At 43.0% G+C, this 16,120-nt stretch carries 14 protein-coding genes; 8 read left to right on the forward strand and 6 right to left on the reverse strand.

Going from position 1 to position 16,120, the window contains the following annotated elements; translation table 11 throughout:
* Positions 1–36 precede the first annotated feature (36 nt).
* Together purN and J3L18_RS30840 are read right to left on the reverse strand one after the other, a co-directional pair.
* Entirely contained in the window at positions 37–615 is a 579-nt protein-coding gene (gene purN, locus J3L18_RS30835) for a phosphoribosylglycinamide formyltransferase (protein WP_090528933.1), read from the reverse strand.
* A 113-nt stretch (positions 616–728) separates the two neighbouring features.
* Positions 729–1,235: a lipocalin family protein gene (locus J3L18_RS30840; protein ID WP_091165691.1), complete on the reverse strand. Its 507-nt coding sequence runs from the start codon at positions 1,233–1,235 to the stop codon at positions 729–731.
* Between the two features lie 89 nt (positions 1,236–1,324).
* On the opposite strand from J3L18_RS30840, the gene yiaK reads away from it, so the two are divergent.
* Positions 1,325–2,308: a 3-dehydro-L-gulonate 2-dehydrogenase gene (yiaK, locus tag J3L18_RS30845; protein WP_129569092.1), complete on the forward strand. Its 984-nt coding sequence runs from the start codon at positions 1,325–1,327 to the stop codon at positions 2,306–2,308.
* Between the two features lie 24 nt (positions 2,309–2,332).
* Here yiaK and J3L18_RS30850 read toward each other — a convergent pair whose 3' ends face one another.
* Entirely contained in the window at positions 2,333–3,058 is a 726-nt protein-coding gene (locus J3L18_RS30850; RefSeq protein ID WP_091165699.1) for an RluA family pseudouridine synthase, read from the reverse strand.
* Positions 3,059–3,147: 89 nt separating this feature from the next.
* Positions 3,148–3,963 (reverse strand): 3-methyl-2-oxobutanoate hydroxymethyltransferase, encoded by an 816-nt coding sequence (panB, locus tag J3L18_RS30855; protein ID WP_091165702.1) that lies wholly within the window; start codon positions 3,961–3,963, stop codon positions 3,148–3,150.
* A gap of 351 nt (positions 3,964–4,314) precedes the next feature.
* Between panB and carA the strand changes: the two genes are divergently transcribed.
* Entirely contained in the window at positions 4,315–5,415 is a 1,101-nt protein-coding gene (carA, locus tag J3L18_RS30860) for a glutamine-hydrolyzing carbamoyl-phosphate synthase small subunit (RefSeq protein ID WP_129569091.1), read from the forward strand.
* A 124-nt stretch (positions 5,416–5,539) separates the two neighbouring features.
* Positions 5,540–6,037, forward strand: coding sequence for a helix-hairpin-helix domain-containing protein (locus tag J3L18_RS30865; RefSeq protein WP_129569090.1), 498 nt, complete (start codon positions 5,540–5,542; stop codon positions 6,035–6,037).
* A gap of 228 nt (positions 6,038–6,265) precedes the next feature.
* Here J3L18_RS30865 and J3L18_RS30870 read toward each other — a convergent pair whose 3' ends face one another.
* Both J3L18_RS30870 and J3L18_RS30875 read right to left on the reverse strand, forming a co-directional pair.
* Positions 6,266–7,126, reverse strand: coding sequence for a sigma-70 family RNA polymerase sigma factor (locus tag J3L18_RS30870; protein WP_091165711.1), 861 nt, complete (start codon positions 7,124–7,126; stop codon positions 6,266–6,268).
* 332 nt (positions 7,127–7,458) lie between these two features.
* Positions 7,459–9,969: an AsmA-like C-terminal region-containing protein gene (locus J3L18_RS30875; protein ID WP_129569089.1), complete on the reverse strand. Its 2,511-nt coding sequence runs from the start codon at positions 9,967–9,969 to the stop codon at positions 7,459–7,461.
* 142 nt (positions 9,970–10,111) lie between these two features.
* Between J3L18_RS30875 and J3L18_RS30880 the strand changes: the two genes are divergently transcribed.
* The 5 genes from J3L18_RS30880 (at position 10,112) to J3L18_RS30900 (ending at position 16,076) form a co-directional block, all read left to right on the forward strand.
* The gene (locus J3L18_RS30880; RefSeq protein ID WP_129569088.1) at positions 10,112–10,786 is read left to right on the forward strand and encodes an NAD-dependent epimerase/dehydratase family protein; all 675 of its coding nucleotides are present in this window, start codon (positions 10,112–10,114) and stop codon (positions 10,784–10,786) included.
* A gap of 136 nt (positions 10,787–10,922) precedes the next feature.
* On the forward strand, positions 10,923–11,738 hold the full coding sequence (locus J3L18_RS30885; RefSeq protein WP_223266153.1) for an alpha/beta hydrolase: 816 nt from the start codon (positions 10,923–10,925) through the stop codon (positions 11,736–11,738).
* Positions 11,739–12,164: 426 nt separating this feature from the next.
* Positions 12,165–13,871, forward strand: a complete 1,707-nt coding sequence (locus tag J3L18_RS30890; RefSeq protein WP_129569087.1) for a ribulokinase — start codon at positions 12,165–12,167, stop codon at positions 13,869–13,871.
* Positions 13,872–13,878: 7 nt separating this feature from the next.
* Positions 13,879–14,577, forward strand: a complete 699-nt coding sequence (locus J3L18_RS30895) for an L-ribulose-5-phosphate 4-epimerase (RefSeq protein ID WP_091165722.1) — start codon at positions 13,879–13,881, stop codon at positions 14,575–14,577.
* Between the two features lie 2 nt (positions 14,578–14,579).
* Positions 14,580–16,076, forward strand: coding sequence for a glycoside hydrolase family 27 protein (locus J3L18_RS30900; RefSeq protein WP_208102358.1), 1,497 nt, complete (start codon positions 14,580–14,582; stop codon positions 16,074–16,076).
* Positions 16,077–16,120 lie beyond the last annotated feature (44 nt).

Consider the following 16,120-nt stretch of genomic DNA (forward strand, 5'->3'; position numbering starts at 1 on the left):
AAAGGACTTAGATACCCCCCCTAATCACTAAGCAACTCAGCTCTTCATTTTCTTTAAAAGCGCTTCAACAACTTTCGGGAAATGGTTATGCTCAAGTTGCTGGCCTTTAAATTTTACGATTTCAAGCGTATCGCCAGGTTCTATTTTGAATTTTGATTGATGGATGATCTCGCCTTCGTCAAAGTTTTCGTTAACGAAGTGAATGGTGATGCCGCTTTCCTCTTCTTTATCTTCTAATATTTTGCGGTGTACGTTATCACCGTACATGCCTTTGCCGCCATATTTGGGTAACAGGGCAGGATGCAGATTAATAATCTTATTGGGGAATGCTTTTAATAATGATTGGGGCACAAGCCATAAAAAGCCGGCAAGTACAATCAGATCAACCTGTAAATTTTTAAGCAGGCGGATAACGCCGTCGGTTTCATAAAACTCATGGCGACTAAAAATATGTGAGGGCACTTCAAAGTTATCAGCACGCTGCAAAACGTAAGCTTGCGGGTTATTGGTAAGTATCAGCACAACTTCGGCATCGGCATTGCGTTTAAAATGCTCCATTAACTTTTGGGCGTTCGAGCCGGAACCTGAAGCGAAAATGGCAATTCTTTTTTTCATCGATAATATCTCTTTCAACGAAGATGAAGCTACAATAGTTTCATCGGGCTGATTGTTTACTTGGCATTGAAACTATTATAATAAAACCATTTTTACAATTAAAAATATTGAAACTATTGGGTGGCAGTTACTTTTTGCCTGATAAACCCGTAGCGCATAATGCGTCGTTTTTTTGTTGCCGAATAGTTTGGTTCAACATCTCCTGTTTCTAATACCAGCGAATAATTACCCAGGGTAACTATTTTAGTGTTTTCAAATGGCTTTGAGGTACCGCCCGATGCTTTGGTGGTATCTTTACAAACCAAATCTGAAGTTAAAAATAATTTATTTGCAGTAAGCGACCAGCGGCCCTTCGCAGTATCTGATCTGCATTGAAAATTAGTGTAGCTGCAGGAATTGTCGGCATTGAAGGTAAAAAGCTGGGTATCCTCGCAAGTTTGGTTTAAGGTATCTAAAGACACCTGGGCATCACCAACATAATTAGTAACGGTTATAGAGGCCAATTGCCAGTTACCTGCTAATAATCCGGGTATATGGCTTAAGTTATCTTTCTTGCATGAATTAACAATCAGTGCAATGCTTATTAAAAACAGGAAAAACAACAGCGGAGTTCTTTTCATTTATTAAAGGCAAAATTATAAAATATGGTTGATTACCTTGCATCAGCATACTGTAATAAACGCTATAAATTAAATTTATTTCAAAACCTATGCGCGTTCCGTACCAAAAACTTGAAGCCGAATTTGAAAGGGTACTATTAAGTATTGATCTGCCGCTTGCAAAAGCCCGGCAATGCGCAGGCATTTTTGCCGCCAACAGCAGGGACGGGGTTTACAGTCATGGCCTTAACCGGTTTCCTGCTTTTGTGCAAACTGTAAAGGAAGGCCTGTTTAAACCGAATGCGGAGGCTGTAATGGTAAACAGCCTGGGCGCTATTGAGCAATGGAGCGGCAATTTTGGTCTGGGCATGTTAAACGCAAACAGGTGCATGAGACGGGCTATTGAACTGGCCGGGGAGTACGGCATAGGCTGTGTGGCTATCAAAAATACCAACCACTGGATGCGTGGTGGCACTTATGGATTACAGGCGGCTGATGCCGGATTTATAGGCATCTGTTTTACAAACACCATTGCCAATCTGCCGCCCTGGGGTGGGCTTGACCCGCGGCTTGGTAATAATCCGTTGGTTATAGCGGTGCCGCGTAAGGGTGGGCATATCCTGCTGGACATGGCTATTTCACAATACTCGGTAGGTAAGCTAATGGAAAGCAAATCGCAAAATAAACGTTTGCCATTGCCCGGCGGCTATGATCAAGAAGGGAATTTAAGTACTGATGCCGATGCCATTTTGCAGTCAAAGCGGATGCTGCCCATTGGCTTTTGGAAAGGGTCGGGTTTATCGCTGATGCTTGATCTGCTGGCGACCTTATTAAGCGGCGGAAAATCTACCTCAAAAATCAGCGAACACGAAAAGGAGTGGGGCGTATCGCAAGTGTTTATCTGCCTGAAAACAGATACTGAGCAAAATGAGCGTTTGATAAATGAAATCCTGGGCTACACCAAAAGCAGCAATCCTGTTGATGGTGAACAGGTTTCATACCCTGGCGAAAATATGCTGAAAACCAGAGAACGGAATTTACGAGATGGGATACCTGTTAATGAGGAGATCTGGGAAAGGGTTTTGGCGATGTGAACCGATAGATTGACATCAATAGATTCACCCTACCATCATTCCCTCAAATTTTTCCCAAAAGCCATCGCGCGGTACGGGAGCGATAATAGCAACCGGTTCGTTTTTTACCGGGTGTACAAACGTAAGCTTGCGTGCATGCAGGCAAATGCTTTTACGCAGGCTGCCGCGGGGATAGCCATATTTATTATCGCCTACAATGGGGCAGCCGAGGGTTGAAAGCTGTACCCTGATCTGGTGCGGACGACCGGTTATCGGGTCTACCTCAATTAAATAATACCCGTTTAGTTCGCCAACTAATTTATAGCTCAGTTCAGATCGTAGGCTACCCTGAACTTCTCGGTCATGGGCTTTGGTTACATTTTTTTGCGAGTTTTTTACCAGCCAATGTACCAGGGTGCCTTCTTCGGGAAATGGTTTTTTGCGCACTACTGCATAATAGGTTTTATGCATTTCGCGGGCTTTAAACATTTTGTTGATCCGGTCGAGTGCTTTACTGGTTTTGGCAAACAGGATCACGCCGCTTACCGGTCTGTCCAGCCGGTGCACTACGCCTAAAAACGCACCGTTGGGCTTGCTGTATTTTTGGGCGATGTATTTTTTTACTTTTTCGTCCAATGGTTCATCGCCGGTTTCATCAACCTGTACAATGTCTCCTGCGCGTTTATTTATTGCAATAAGATGGTTGTCCTCATAAAGAACATCTTTATCGGTAATATCATTGCTGCTGTAATTAAATTCGGGACGGGCCATTGTGTTTGGTTAATGGTCGATAGTCCATGGTCCATGGCGGTTTAGCAATTTTTTTGCTATGGACTATCGACCATGGACTATGGACTTTTCTAATACTGTTCCTTCTCGTTAGGGAAACTGTTGCTTTTTACGTCGGAGTTGTAATTTTTGATCGCGTCGTGCATGATATCATACAGGTTGGAGTACTGGCGTAAAAAGCGGGGTTTAAAGCCTTTATTAATCCCCAGCATATCATGAATTACCAATACCTGGCCGTCACAATGCTGACCTGCGCCGATACCTATTGTTGGGATCTGCAGGCTATCGGATACCTCCTGGGCCAGTTTGGCCGGTATCTTTTCCAATACAATACCGAAACAGCCAAGCTCCTGTAGTTTAAGGGCATCATCACGCAGTTTTTGTGCCTCGGCTTCATGTTTGGCGCGTACAGTGTATGTTCCAAACTTGTATATGGATTGCGGTGTAAGGCCAAGGTGCCCCATTACCGGGATGCCGGCGGTTAAGATCCGGCTAACTGATTCGGCTATTTCAACCCCCCCTTCAATTTTAACGGCATGCGCTCCGGCTTCCTTCATAATGCGGATAGCTGAGTTCAGCGCTTCCTTTGAGTTACCTTGGTATGAACCAAAAGGCAGATCGACAACCACCAATGCGCGTTTGGCCGCACGTACTACAGATGATGCATGATAGATCATCTGGTCGAGCGTTATAGGCAGCGTAGTTTCGTGGCCGGCCATCACATTGGAGGCCGAATCACCAACAAGGATGATATCAGTCCCGGCATCGTCAACTATGGTAGCCATCGAATAGTCATATGCAGTAAGCATAGAGATCTTTTCGCCACGAACCTTCATCTCCTGGATGGTGTTGGTGGTGATACGCTTTATTTCTTTATTTACAGACATTGATAAATGTGTTATCGCAATGCAAAGGTAAGCATGATTTCGGATTTTGGAATTTCGATTTCGGATGTGAGATTTTTTGATTTCGGATTTCGGAATTTCGATTTCGGATTTTTCTATTTTTTGATTTATTATTTTGATTGGCAGGGAGCATATTCATTACTAATAAATCCGAAATCTCACATTCGAAACCCGAAATCAAAATAAATCCGAAATCTCACATTCGAAATCCGAAATTATTTTCTACTTTTGCGCCGTGAATCCGGAAGTTCCTTACTTCATTATTTCTATCAGTTTTCACGGGGCTTTGAACCAGGCAATCCGATCATTTAACCCTTTCAATTTTTTTAAGCGATGAATTATTTCACCAAATTACCGGCTATATTGCTGCTTGCCGACGGCACTGTTTTTTACGGTAAAGCTGCGGGCAAAATGGGTACTACCACCGGCGAGATTTGTTTTAATACCGGTATGACCGGCTACCAGGAAATTTTTACCGACCCTTCATACTTTGGGCAAATTATGGTAACCACCAATGCGCACATTGGTAACTACGGTATTGCTAATGAAGAGGTGGAATCGGGTAGGATCCAGATTGCAGGTCTTGTTTGTAAAAATTATAACATTGCCTACAGCCGTAAACAGGCCGATGAATCGATACAGGATTATTTCCAGGAGCAAAATATTGTAGGTATTTCTGATATCGATACCCGTCAGCTTGTTCGTCACATTCGTGATAAAGGCGCTATGAACGCAATCATCTCTTCAGAAATATTGGATCTGGATGAGTTGAAAGCAAAGCTTGACCTGGTACCTTCAATGGATGGCCTTGAACTTTCATCACAGGTAACAACTACCGAAACTTATACTTTTGGCAGCGAGGATGCTCCTTACCGTGTAGCGGTACTTGATCTTGGTGTAAAGAAAAACATCCTTCGCAATTTTGATTCGCGCGAGGTTTACGCCAAAGTGTTCCCGGCAAAAACAACCTACGCCGAAATGGAAAAAGATTTTGCTCCAACAGGTTACTTCATCTCAAATGGCCCCGGCGACCCCGCTGCTATGCCTTACGCAGTTGAAACTGTAAAGGAAATTTTAGCTGCCGACAAGCCGATGTTTGGGATTTGCTTAGGCCACCAGTTGCTGGCTTTGGCTAACGATATCCCAACTCAAAAAATGTTTAACGGTCACCGTGGCTTAAACCACCCGGTAAAAAATATCATTATTAACCATTGCGAGGTTACTTCACAAAACCACGGTTTTGGTGTAGTGCCGGAAGCTGTACGCGCTTCGGATAAGGTAGAGATCACCCACGTTAACTTGAACGATCATTCTATCGAAGGTATTCGTGTAAAAGGCAAAAAAGCTTTCTCGGTACAATATCACCCGGAATCGTCACCTGGCCCGCATGATTCAAGGTATTTGTTTGATGACTTTATCAAATTGATGAAATAAATTTTGATTTACAGATGCGCAGATTTTAAATGTGCAGATGTTCAAAAGCCTTTCAATTTAGTTTGGAAGGCTTTTTTATTTTTCATAATTCATTTCTAACTTAGTTATTATATCCGCCTGAATTATGAAGAAATCCATTAATCTGCTCCTTACAGCAGAAGAGAAAGCTATTCTCCGGGCTCAAAAAACCAAGATTGCCGATCTCGTTACCTTCGCCCCAGATGAAGTTGCAATGATATTAAATGCAGATGCCGAACGCGCCAGGGAGATAAATGCATTGATTGAATTTCAAAGTATCCCATCATTAGGGATCAATTTTGCGACTGAGCTGATACAGCAAGGCTATTATTCTTTAGAACAATTAAAAGGCAAAGACCCTGTTGAACTGTTTAACGCGTTTGAGCGGCACGTAGGCGCCTGGGCCGATCCATGTGTGGAGGATTCATACCGATTGCTGGCAGATTATATTAAACATGGTGATACAGGTAAAAGCTGGTGGCATTTTACTGCAGAGCGAAAAGCTTACCGGGCAAAAAATGGTTTTCCTGAAAACAGGCCCGCTAAGGCATGGTATGAGCTGCCGCAATATCGTAAGGGGAAGGAGTTTGTTGGGAGTAAGTAATTGAGATGCATTGTATTCAAAAAAGATGTCATTGCGAGCGTAGCGCGGCAATCGCACGGAAGCTTAGCCGCTCTGTATAGCATGCGATTGCCACGTCGCTCCCGGCGCTTTACCCATGCGACTCCTCGCAATGACATCGTTTTTATGTAAAATCAAGCCCACAAAAAAACGCGAATGATTTTCTCATTCGCGTTTTTATTATAAAAACTCAGGCGGATATATCCTGGATTAGTTTAAGTATGATTGCAACAGGTTTGATTTTGAATTGTGACGTAAACGCATCAAAGCCTTGTCTTTCAACTGGCGAACACGCTCGCGCGTTAAATCAAATTTTTCACCTATTTCCTCTAATGAGTGAGGTGCATGGCCACCAAGGCCAAAGAATAACATCAGCACTTCACGGTCACGTTCGGCAAGGATACCTAACGAGCGTTTAATTTCCTGTGATAATGAATCAGCCATTACTTCAGTATCAGTTGCAGCATCAGAGCTGGCCAATACGTCAAGCAAGGTGTTTTCTTCACCCTGAATAAAAGGCGCGTCCATTGAAATCTGGCGACCAGCATTATTCATCGAATCGGCAATTTTATCAACCGAAATTTCCAGGTTATCTGCAAGTTCTTCGGGAGTTGGCTGCCTTTCATATTCTTGCTCCAGTTTTGAAGCTGCTTTGTGTATTTTACTCAATGAACCAATTTGGTTCAATGGTAAACGTACAATACGTGATTGCTCGGCAATGGCCGACAGGATTGACTGACGGATCCACCATACGGCATATGAAATAAATTTAAAGCCTTTGGTTTCGTCAAAGCGTTTTGCCGCTTTAATTAAACCAAGGTTTCCTTCGTTTATTAAGTCGCCCAGGGTAAGGCCCTGGTTTTGGTACTGCTTAGCAACCGATACCACAAAGCGAAGGTTTGTTTTTGTCAAACGTTCTAACGCTACCTGGTCGCCCTCACGGATCTTTTGCGCCAGGATCACTTCCTCCTCAGCTGTGATCAAATCTACCTTGCCAATATCATGCAGGTATTTTTCGAGCGATGCCGATTCGCGGTTAGTGATTGATTGGGATATTTTAAGTTGTCTCATTTTTTAATACAGATTATTAAGCTAAAAACGGTTCAATAAGATACATGTGCCGGGTTAAACAACCGGAGGTAAAACAGATTACATTAAACTTTGCTTCCTTCTTTATTTGTGAACCCGGGATAGTATTTATTTAAAACGAGGGTTTGCTACTGATATTATTGCTGTAAGGAGCGAGCGGTTTAAAAGTTTTTTAAATAATGTGCTAACCAATTAAATGTTTAATCAACATATTACCCTATAATGAACAGCACAAAGGTAAGCATTTATTTGCTATTATAGTGTCATTTAAACACCATGAAAATAAGGTTAATGTGAAGATTTTTGAACTTAAACTAATCTTGTTTAGGTTCGGGCGCTTGTTGGGTTTCATCTGTCTTCTGCTCATCATCATCTGTTTTTGTTTTTTTATGGTTTTTGTTCCACTTAATTTTTATTTTACCTTCATCGCCATCGGTGGCAAGTATATGTAAAACAATGCCTTTCATACGTTTTTTATTACGTTCGGTTTCATCTGCTATTTTGCTGTCATTCTTCGGGTTTCGTAGCGGTACATCAAGTGCAATGTTAGTACCCCGCGATAGCGAATAAGTGCCCTCAACGTCCATATTGAGCACGCTGGAGTTAATTTGCATCGGCGCAATTTTAATTTTATCGCCATCAAGATCAAACCGGGCTTTTAAATCGCCAAATGTTATGTTATCGAGATCGCGAAAAGGGAAGGCAAATTTGCCTACGCTTTTTATGGGCGCAAAGTTCACCAATGCACCATCGGTTAAATTAACCTGTGCAAATCCTTTTATTGATTTCGGTACCAGATCGCCGGTGTTTTTGATCCCGCCTTTAATATCAACCCTTGCCGAAAGAAAACCCCGCAAGTTATCGCTGGTAAAATCCTTGAGACCGAAGTTGTTAAACGATGCAAAGAAAGTATTAGTATTTACGTGGTTAATAGTTGTGCTAATTGCAAAATTATTGGTTGGCCCCTGCAGTACCAGGCCGCTTAAACTCAATGATCCTCCCGAACTTTTAAGGCTTACATTGCGCATTTTCATGGTATTGTCGGCCAGTAAAATATCGGCATTAACGTCTGTCGCCAAAAACTTTTTATAATATACTTTGGCTAAGCGCAGGTGAAGTTCGGCCTGCCCTTTATCAAAGGCGGTATTAAGTTGATTGGTGATTTTGGCATTGGACATCCTTTTGCCCGTTCCGCCGCTGCTTTTACTGCTTTCGTATCCGCGGTTGTTCAGGAAGCCTAAAAACTCGCCAAGATGTATCTGCGGACTGGTGATCTGCCATACAATCAAAATCTTTTGTGGATCGGTATAATACAGGTTGAGGAAATTGCTCACCTTACCCTGCATATACACTACGCTACTGCCATTTTGCAGGCGGATATTATTTATGTAAAGATCTTTATCGGTAAATTTTAAGGCAATGGAGTTGTTTTTGAATACGAGTCCACGGGGGAGGTAATTTACATCTGCATTTTTTATATCTACATTACCGGTAACGAAGGGTTTAGTGAATTTGAAATTTACAATATCGGCTTTATAGGCCAGTTTTAAATCAACAATGCCTTTGGTAAATTTCAGGCTTTCATCGCCAATAACCGGGTTAAGTTTGGTAACGGGAAAGCGCGATCTGAAAATCCCGGTGGCCACCGGTGTATTCAGGTTGTTGATAAATGCGGTATCAATAGTAAATGGAATATTCTTATAGCTGCCGTTAAAATGATAAAGCTTTATAACCGAGTTATCGTCATTTAAACCTTTGCCATTGATATAGTTATTACTGAATACACCATTAAAACTACAATTTTCAACAGTGCCCCCAAGGGTTTTCAATATGTTATCTTTTACTTTAGCCGTAACATAAATGGATGGATCGCCGCCGCCGCCAAAGCTTCCCTTCAGGTCGCAGGTAACATCAATTGGCTTTTTAAGATCGAACATTTTGAGGCTTTTGGTAATGTTGGCAGCCAGTAGGTTTGCAGCATCGTTCCACAAAATTTCATCCACTTTGAGGTTGATGGTGAAATCGGTTTCGGGCGATTTAAGATTAAACTGTCCACCTACAGTAAATGGGTTATCGCCAATGTTTAATGTATTGGGAGCAAGGTTAATAACCTGCGATGCATAATCATAACTGATATCAAAATGGCCTTTTAAAAGCCTGTTTTTCATAAAGCTTCCCTTTTTTGTATTGAAGGAAAAGCTATTTGCCATGGTATTTAAGTCGATATCGGCGCTCCACCCTTTAGCAGGATACTCCATTCTACCCTGAATATCGTTAACTGCAAATTTGAACAGTTTGTAAGCATGACGATCGTCAACAACAAAGTTTACCTTGTTTAACGAAAACCTCCCAATTTGTGTGGAAGAACTGGTTTGTTGCTCTTTCGGATCTTTTTCAACCTTAGGTTTTGCTTTAAATATCGAAGTATTGCTATAACCGGTGCTATCGGTAAACACGTCGATATCGGCATTGCTGATATCGATTTTATTGATCACCACTTCGCCCTTTAAAAGGGCCGAGGCATTTACGGATACTTCAAGGTCTTTGGCGGTAAGCAATGTATGATGATGTTGCGCCCAGCGGTTATCTTTCAGTACTACATCTTTCAGCTCGACAGACACCCCCGGAAAACCTTTAAATAATGTTGGATCGATAGTGCCGATAGTTAGCGTGCCGTTCAGGTTTTTATTAAGCTCGGAGGTGATCATAGCAATCACCTTGTGTTTATTATTATTAACATAAACAGTAAGGGCAATAAACATAATTATAATTAAACCAACAAGCGCTCCGGCGATCTTTAAGGTTATCTTTAACCATTTCGGCATCTTCAACTAATTTATTGTTAAAGCGTTATGGTTATATAATTGTTTGTATTGTAACATATAATTAACACATGGTATAGGAATAGGTAAATAAATCTGCAATAAGATACAATATTTTAAATGTATAATCGGCTACATCAATATCATGGAAACAACTAATAAAATAAAAGTAATTGTCACAGGTGCTACCGGCATGGTAGGCGAGGGTGTATTGCACCAATGCTTATTGAGCGATAAGGTTGAAGCAGTATTAGTTATTAACCGTAAACCCTGCGGTGTAACACATCCTAAACTAAAGGAAATTATACATGCTGATTTTTTTAACCTCAAACCCATTCAGGATCAGTTAGAAGGTTACAATGCCTGCTTTTTTTGTTTAGGCGTTTCATCGGTAGGGATGAGCGAAGAAGCTTATTATAAAGTAACTTACCTGCTCACTATGCACGTGGCCGAAATTTTGAGCCGCATAAATCCGGATATGACCTTTTGTTATGTATCTGGTGCCGGTACTGACAGTACAGAAAAAGGCCGCAGTATGTGGGCCCGGGTAAAAGGCAAAACCGAAAATGATTTGATGAAGCTGCCCTTCAAACAGGTATTCAACTTCAGGCCGGGATTTATGAAAAGCTTTAAGGGGGCAAAAAACACATTGCCGTTTTATAAATACATCAGTTGGATGTACCCCATAGGCCGCCTTATTTACCCAAAGGGTTTTATTACGCTGGAGGAAGTTGGCAAAGCCATGATCAATACGGTAAACCGCGGTGCTGGTCGCTGGATATTAGATGGAAAAGATATTGTTGCCATGGCGAATAGCTAATAGCGGGTAATGATATATGGAGGAGGCCATCGTGTAAAACCCGATATATCGTAAATGTTGGGTAGTTGTATTTTGATTAATAGTATTTTGTGTTTTTGGAGCAAGCTTTGAAATGGTACTGTTAACAGTATTATTTATGAAACTTAAACTCCAGCAAAAAATGAACACAAAATTCATGAAAAGCCGCTTAAAAGCACATTTAATAGCGGCGACTATTTTATTAGGCAGCTTGTTTGCCTTTACTTTTAAGGCCGCTGCCCAGGCACAGCCCGTTAAAAACATTGTATTAGTGCACGGGGCTTTTGCCGATGGCTCGGGCTTTAAGGCCGTGTACAATATCCTTACTAAAAAAGGTTATAATGTTACAGTAGTGCAAAATCCGCTTACTTCTTTAAAGGACGACGTTGACGCCGCCAACCGGATCCTGGATAAACAGGATGGCCCGACAGTATTGGTAGGCCACTCTTATGGCGGTACGGTAATTACCGAAGCAGGGAATAATTCAAAAGTGGTAACATTGGTTTATATAGCCGCTTTTATGCCCGATAAAGGGGAAAATACGATAAAATGGGTACAGTCGGCTCCTCCGGCTCCCGAAAACGGTATTTTGCCGCCGGATGATAAAGGTTTTGTTTACTATGATAAAGCCAAATTTCATGGCGGCTTTGCCGGCGACTTAAGTAAAGCCGAAGCTGACTTTATGTTTGCATCGCAGGGGCCAACGTCTGTTCAGTGTTTTGTTACGCCTGTTGCCGAAGCGGCATGGAAAACCAAACCAAGCTATGCTATAGTGGCCACCGAAGATAAAAGCATTGTGCCCGATGTTAAGCGCACGATGTACAAACGTGCCGGTGCAAAAGTAACAGAGGTAAAAGGCAGCCACGTGATTTTCATTTCGCAGCCTGAGGCAGTTGCCAAAGTCATCATCGACGCGGCAAATGGCGTTAAATAATCAGATAGTTTTTGTTACAGTTTTAGGCGGAATTGGTCGTGATTGACTGTTCCGCTTTTTTATTGGTTTGCCGGAAAAGTGTTGTCACAGGGCAAAGATGTTATTTGATTTTCCCAGTGCGCCGGATTCATTTTTAGTAACGGCAATGCTATATACTTTATGAGTAAATTAAACGTTTTACCATCTCAAAACAGCCAATCCGTTGTGCAAACCTTATTTTATATTGTTAAAATAACACTAATTATTGCTTGTCTGAATAGACGTAACGGCAATTTTTTTAACAGGCGCTTAAACTATGTAATGACTTTTTTACAGGCCAAAAGGTTCCTTTAAGTAAATAATGCATTTTATCCGAATAAAATTTTAAATAAAATTTTTCTTTGTCAAAAATTAAGTGTTATTTCGACAATAATTATAAATCTTTATATGAGCAATAACCAATTAGTGATCGGGGTTGATTACGGGTCTGACTCCGTGCGCTCCGTGATAGTAAACGCGGCCAACGGAGAAGAAATAGCATCATCAGTATTTAATTATCCCCGTTGGCGCGATGGCAAGTATTGTGTACCTGCCGAAAACCAGTTCCGCCAGCATCCGCAGGATTATATCGACGGACTTAAAGCCACCATTAAAGATTGTATTGCACAGGCCGGCGGTGAAGCCATTGCAAAAAATATAAAAGGCATTTCTGTTGATACCACCGGCTCAACCCCCGTTGCGGTTGATGCTACAGGTACTCCGCTTGCTTTAACCCCCGGTTTTGAAACTAACCCCAATGCCATGTTTGTATTGTGGAAAGATCATACTTCGGTTAAAGAAGCAGCACAGATCAATGAGCATGCTACAAAATTTGATACCAATTATTTGAAATATGTTGGCGGTATTTACTCATCTGAGTGGTTTTGGGCTAAGCTGCTGCATGTGCTAAGGGTTGATAAAAGTGTACGTGATGCTGCCGCCTCATGGGTTGAGCATTGCGACTGGGTTCCTTTCCTGTTAACCGGTGGTACCGATGTTAAGTCTATTAAGCGCGGCCGTTGCTCTGCAGGTCACAAAGCATTGTGGGCCGAAGAATTTAATGGCCTGCCTCCTGAAGAATTTTTTGTTTCCCTTGATCCGATACTGGCTGGTTTCAGGGATAAATTATATGAAGATACATACACGGCCGATGAAGCAGCCGGAAACCTCAGCGCGGAGTGGGCGGAGATATTGGGACTCTCAACCGATGTGATTGTAGGTACCGGCGCTTTTGACGCACACATGGGCGCTGTTGGCGGCCAGATTGAGCCTTATCACCTGAGCAAGGTAATGGGCACATCAACCTGCGATATCCTGGTTGCCCCAACCTCAGAGATGGAAGGCAAACTGGTACGCGGTATCTGCGGACAGGTTAACGGATCTGTTATTCCGGGAATGGCAGGTTTAGAGGCTGGTCAATCGGCTTTTGGCGATACTTATGCCTGGTTTAAAAATATCCTGGCCTGGCCATTGAATAACCTGCTTTCGCAATCGCAGGTAATTGACGCGGCTACTGCTGAAGCGTTGAAAGAGGAGATTTCAGAAATGATCATCCCTGAATTGAGCAGGCAGGCAGCATTGTTACCCATCGAAGAAAGCAATGAGCTGGCTATTGATTGGTTTAATGGACGACGTACACCGGATGCTAACCAGGAATTGAAGGGTGCTATAACCGGTTTAGGTTTGGGCAGCGATGCACCACGGGTATTCCGTGCGCTGGCCGAGGCTACCTGCTTTGGTGCCAAGAGCATTGTTGATCGTTTTATCAGCGAGGGTATCCCGGTTAAAGGGATCATCGGTATCGGCGGCGTAGCTAAAAAGTCACCTTTCGTGATGCAAATGATGGCCGATGTTTTGGGGATGCCTATCCGCATTCACCAGTTTAAACATACCTGTGCTTTGGGCGCTGCGATGTTTGCTGCGGTAGTTGCCGGTATCTACCCAACTATTGAAGAAGCTATGACAGCCATGGGCCGCGGCTTTGACGTGGTTTATGAGCCAAACATCGCGCTAAAAGAAGTTTATCAGCAACGCTATAACCAATACAGCATATTGGGCAAGTTTGTAGCTGCCGAAGTTGCTTTGAAAAATAACCCTGAACTGCAAAACGCTTAATAAAGACATGAGTAAATATGATCATATAAGGCTTAGTGCCTATAATGCCAATATGCAGCTGCCCAAACTGGGCCTGGTGCTGTTCACTTTTGGTAACGTAAGCGCCGCCGACAGGGAATTAGGTGTATTTGCGATAAAACCAAGCGGTGTTCCTTACGAGGATTTGTCGCCGGAGAAAATGGTAATCGTTGACTTTGATGGTAACACGGTTGAAGGTGACCTTCGCCCGTCAAGTGACACCAAAACACACGCCGTACTTTATAAACACTGGGAAGGCATCAACGGTATTGTGCATACGCACTCTACCTACGGCACTGCCTGGGCACAATCGCAACGGGATATCCCAATTTTCGGTACTACCCATGCCGATCATTTAACGGTTGATATCCCTTGTGCACCGCCTATGAATGATGAAATGATTAAAGGCAACTACGAATACCAAACCGGTTTCCAAATCATGGAATGTTTTGAGGAAAAAGGCTTGGATTATAAAGAGGTTGAAATGGTGTTGGTTGGTAACCACGCGCCGTTTACCTGGGGTAAAACCGCCGAAAAAGCGGTGTATAACAGCGCCGTACTGGAAGCTGTAGCCCAGATGGCTTACCTTACCGAGCAAATTGACAGAAGCGCCCCCCGCTTAAAAGATGCGCTGATCAAAAAGCATTACGAGCGCAAACACGGACCTGATTCATATTACGGACAATAAGCATGAGAAAGATAAAAACGTTTTTAGCTCCCCTCTTGAGAGGGGGCGCGATGGATAAGAGCGGGAGTGTGTTATGCGCCCGGAATAACAAAAGCGATGAACACACCCCTACACCCCCCTCAAGAGGGGAATCGCACGGTTCCCACTTTTTCTCTTTTTTCCTGCTGCTTTGTTTTTTTGCCTGCACCCGTTTATCGGCTCAGGTAGCAGCTACACCGCCAATGGGCTGGAACAGTTATAACTGTTTTGGTTCGGCAGTACATGAAGATGAAGTAAAAGCTAATGCTGATTACATGGCCGAACATCTGAAACAACATGGCTGGGAGTATGTAGTGGTCGACTTTTTATGGTCGTACGATAACCCTCCGGGTAGTAATATCGGCAACCCTTTCCAGTTGCGTTTACAGGATGGCTCATATGTGCCATGGTTAACTATGGATAAATGGGGCCGCCTTACGCCGCAGCCTACTAAATTCCCTTCGGCTTTTGGCGGTAACGGCTTTAAACCGCTGGGCGATTATATTCACAGCAAAGGTTTGAAATTTGGGATCCACGTAATGCGTGGGATCCCGAGACAAGCCGTTTGGTCAAAATCGCCGGTTAAAGGCACCAATGGCATTACTGCCGATATGGTGGCCGATACCAACTCAAAATGCCCTTGGATGAACCACATGTATGGTTTGGACATGAAAAAGCCCGGTGCACAGGAATACCTGAATTCGCTGCTGGAGCTTTATGCTTCATGGGGAGTTGACTTTATTAAGGTAGATGACCTTTCGCGCCCGTACAGTAATGCCGAGGTTGAAGGTTACCAAAAAGCCATTCAGCAATGCGGCAGGCCGGTTGTATTAAGCTTATCGCCCGGTGAAACCCCGGTTGCGCAAGCGGCTCATGCTACCAAATATGCCAATATGTGGCGCATGGCTGATGACTTTTGGGATAACTGGAAAGAGATCCTTCATATGTTTGAATATGCTAAAAGCTGGGAAGGTGTAAGTGGCCCCGGTCACTGGCCCGATTGTGATATGATCCAGATTGGTAAGCTAAGTAAACGCGGCCCGGTAGGGCAGGAGCGCTTCAGCCGCTTTACCGAGGACGAGGAATATACCCACATGACCTTCTGGAGCATCTTCCGTTCGCCGCTGATGATAGGTGGTAACCTGCCCGAAAACCGTGATTTTGAGTTGAAGCTTTTTACCAATGATGAGGTAATTGCGGTAAACCAAAAAGGATCGAACCCTAAGCAGTTATACAAAAAAGATGGCGCCATGATCTGGTATTCGCAGATCCCCGGCAGTCAGGACATTTACGCAGCCTTTTTCAATATTGGCGATGATGACAAATCTGTATCCCTGAATTTCAAAGACCTGGGCCTGAAAGGCAAAGTAACAGTTCGTGACCTGTGGAAAAAACAGGATGTTGGCCAATACAAAACAAGCTATCAGCAAAAAATAAACAAACACAGCGCAGCATTATTCAGGCTGTCGCCAAAAAACTAAACCAATTCACTAAATCACTCATTCGCTAAATCAATAATTAATTA

Source organism: Mucilaginibacter gossypii (assembly GCF_017569325.2).
Classification (GTDB): Bacteria; Bacteroidota; Bacteroidia; order Sphingobacteriales; family Sphingobacteriaceae; genus Mucilaginibacter; species Mucilaginibacter gossypii.